The organism is bacterium endosymbiont of Bathymodiolus sp. 5 South (genome assembly GCF_900128535.1).
Lineage (GTDB): Bacteria > Pseudomonadota > Gammaproteobacteria > PS1 > Pseudothioglobaceae > Thiodubiliella.
This window is the reverse complement of record NZ_FQTR01000218.1, coordinates 1-2322: the sequence shown is the minus strand read 5'-3', so window position 1 is coordinate 2322 and position 2322 is coordinate 1. Positions and strand designations below refer to the sequence as shown.

The 2322-nt window shown below is 37.5% G+C and carries 3 protein-coding genes and 1 pseudogene; all 4 read right to left on the bottom strand.

Annotation, left to right across the window (positions count from 1 at the left end; genetic code table 11):
* A pseudogene (locus BBROOKSOX_RS10175) lies at positions 1-292 on the bottom strand (tRNA (N6-isopentenyl adenosine(37)-C2)-methylthiotransferase MiaB); the annotation flags it as partial.
* A 5-nt stretch (positions 293-297) separates the two neighbouring features.
* Positions 298-1320, bottom strand: coding sequence for a mechanosensitive ion channel family protein (locus tag BBROOKSOX_RS10170; protein ID WP_139661630.1), 1023 nt, complete (start codon positions 1318-1320; stop codon positions 298-300).
* A gap of 1 nt (position 1321) precedes the next feature.
* The gene (locus BBROOKSOX_RS10165; protein WP_139661628.1) at positions 1322-1846 is read right to left on the bottom strand and encodes a M23 family metallopeptidase; all 525 of its coding nucleotides are present in this window, start codon (positions 1844-1846) and stop codon (positions 1322-1324) included.
* The coding region (locus BBROOKSOX_RS10160; protein ID WP_139661626.1) for a YqaA family protein at positions 1836-2322 on the bottom strand (487 nt) is incomplete at its 5' end. The genes BBROOKSOX_RS10165 and BBROOKSOX_RS10160, both read right to left, overlap by 11 nt.

Sequence of the window (2322 nt, the reverse complement as noted above, 5' to 3'; positions counted from 1 at the left end):
CATAGGGGGCTCGTTTTAAGATAAGTTCCCCTTCTTGTGAGGCGACACAGCCACCGACGCCAATGATTAAGTTGGGATTTTTTTCTTTGAGTTTTCTCCACCGACCGAGCTGGTGAAACAGTTTTTCTTGTGCTTTTTCACGAATGGAGCAAGTGTTGATGAGTAATACATCTGCTTCAAGTGCATCATCGGTTAATTCTAAAGCGTGCGAATGCTTTAGCACATCGGTCATTTTTTGGCTGTCGTACTCGTTCATTTGACACCCAAAAGTGCGAATATATAGCTTTTTCATAGTGGTTACTTTTGAATGTGCAAGGTCTGAGTAGGGTAGGCGATTTCTGCCTTGTGTTTGGTAATAATATCTGCGATATTGAGTAGTATTTTTTGCTTCACTTGTTGATATTTGTCTTTACTAGTGGTCTTGGTAAAGGCAACAATGTTACAATCAAGAGAAGAGGCGTTAAAGTAATTAAAATACACTCTTAGTGCTTGAGATTGGTCGATTTCCTTGTGTGCTTTTAGCATCGCTTCTACTTCGGTGATAATAGCGGGTATTTTTGCAATATCATCATAACGAATGCCAATCACTTCATTAATACGGCGATTGGTCATACGCGATGGCGTCTCAATCGGGATTGAGGCAAAAATTGAGTTAGGAATATAAATTGGATTTTTGCTAAAAGTGCGAATACGCGTCATACGCCAGCCAATTTTTTCAACCGTGCCTTCAAACTGACTGGAGCGAATCCAATCACCGGTTGAAAAAGGTCTGTCCATTTGCAACATCAACCCACCAAAGATATTTGACAGCATATCTTTAGCAGCAAAACCCATAACAATGCCACCAACACCACCAAAAGTCAGTAGACCAGAAATTGAGAAACCAAAATATTGCGCAACACCAAGCACAATAGAGGCAATAATTAGAATTTTAATTAAGCGAGCGATTAGCCTTACAGAATCCTTATCAGCACTATCCTTGTGTTCAAGTAGATAAGATTCAATACCAGATATTATCCGTAGCACGCCCCAAGTAATGATAGAAATTGGAAGAATATCAATGTACTTAATCACTGGTACTAGTAACGCAACCTCGCCTTTGAGTGCATTAATAGAAAGATAAAACCAAGCAAACCAGATTAACGCTTTGAGTGGTGCAGAAATAGATTTAAGCAGGTAATCATCCAATTGATTTTTAGTTTTATCGGCTTGCGCGATCAGTTGTTTTAATACGATACTTGTCGCGATATGCACAATAAGGGCGGCGACGAATAAGGCACCAATAGTTTGATAAAACGTTAAGTTTTGTAAGAAGTCCATATTATTTTAGGTATTTGATTGGGTTAATAGGTGTTTCGAATTTTTTCATTTCAAAATAAAAGTTATTTTTGCCAGTAGTTGCGATAACCTGTCCTTTCTTGACTTTATCACCACTTTGCACTTGTAGGGTTTGATTTTGCATATAAGAACTGTAAAAGCCTAGTGCATGTTTAATAATGATCGTCTTACCATTTTTTTTATTTTTATTGCCACTATAAACAACCGTACCATCTTTAACAGCACGCACTGCTTGAGCAAAATTTGTCGCAAAACTCAGACCCTGATGGTTCTTAGAAAAAGTCTGAATGATTCTGCCAGCAACAGGAATTAGCGCACTGTTTGTTTTTTTATCAATCTTTCTATCAACAGTTTGACCTTCTGGTTGAGGGATGATAGAAAAGCGGTCAAAATCTATATTTTCTTGACCCGTTGACCTGTCAATAATAACCACTGGTTTTTTTGTTTTTTCGAAAAAACAGCTGGTAAGCACTAGAGAAATAAAAACAATAATCAGTTTATTTAGCATACCACAATCCTAATGCAATGATAATAATCAAAATATAACCTAGACGGTCAATGTATTTTTTTAGCCAAATATCACAGGCATCACCGAGTTTTTTAACAAAAAATGCCACTAAGAAAAATCGTGTACCTCTGGCTAGCAATGATATTAGTATAAACGGTAAAAGCGCCATATTAGCAATACCTGCCCCGAGGGTAAATATTTTATAGGGCATTGGTGAAAATCCTGCAAGTGCCACAATCCAAATGCCATATTCTGCAAACCATGTTTTTACTGTTTCAAGTTTATCAATATAATGTAGTTTGACCAACAACGGTTGAATAACATCGATCAATAATGCACCTAAAAAATAACCAACCACACCCCCTAATACCGATAGAGCTGTGCAAATTAATGTAAATTGATAGGCTTTCTCTGGTTTTTTAAGCACCATAGGCGCAAGTAAGACATCAGGTGGCGGGTAGGGCAGTATAAAAGAC

Excerpts from the sequence above, each read along its gene's own strand:
- BBROOKSOX_RS10170 (WP_139661630.1), bottom strand. The coding sequence starts at position 1,320 with ATGGACTTCTTACAAAACTTAACGTTTTATCAAACTATTGGTGCCTTA.
- BBROOKSOX_RS10165 (WP_139661628.1), bottom strand. The coding sequence starts at position 1,846 with ATGCTAAATAAACTGATTATTGTTTTTATTTCTCTAGTGCTTACCAGC.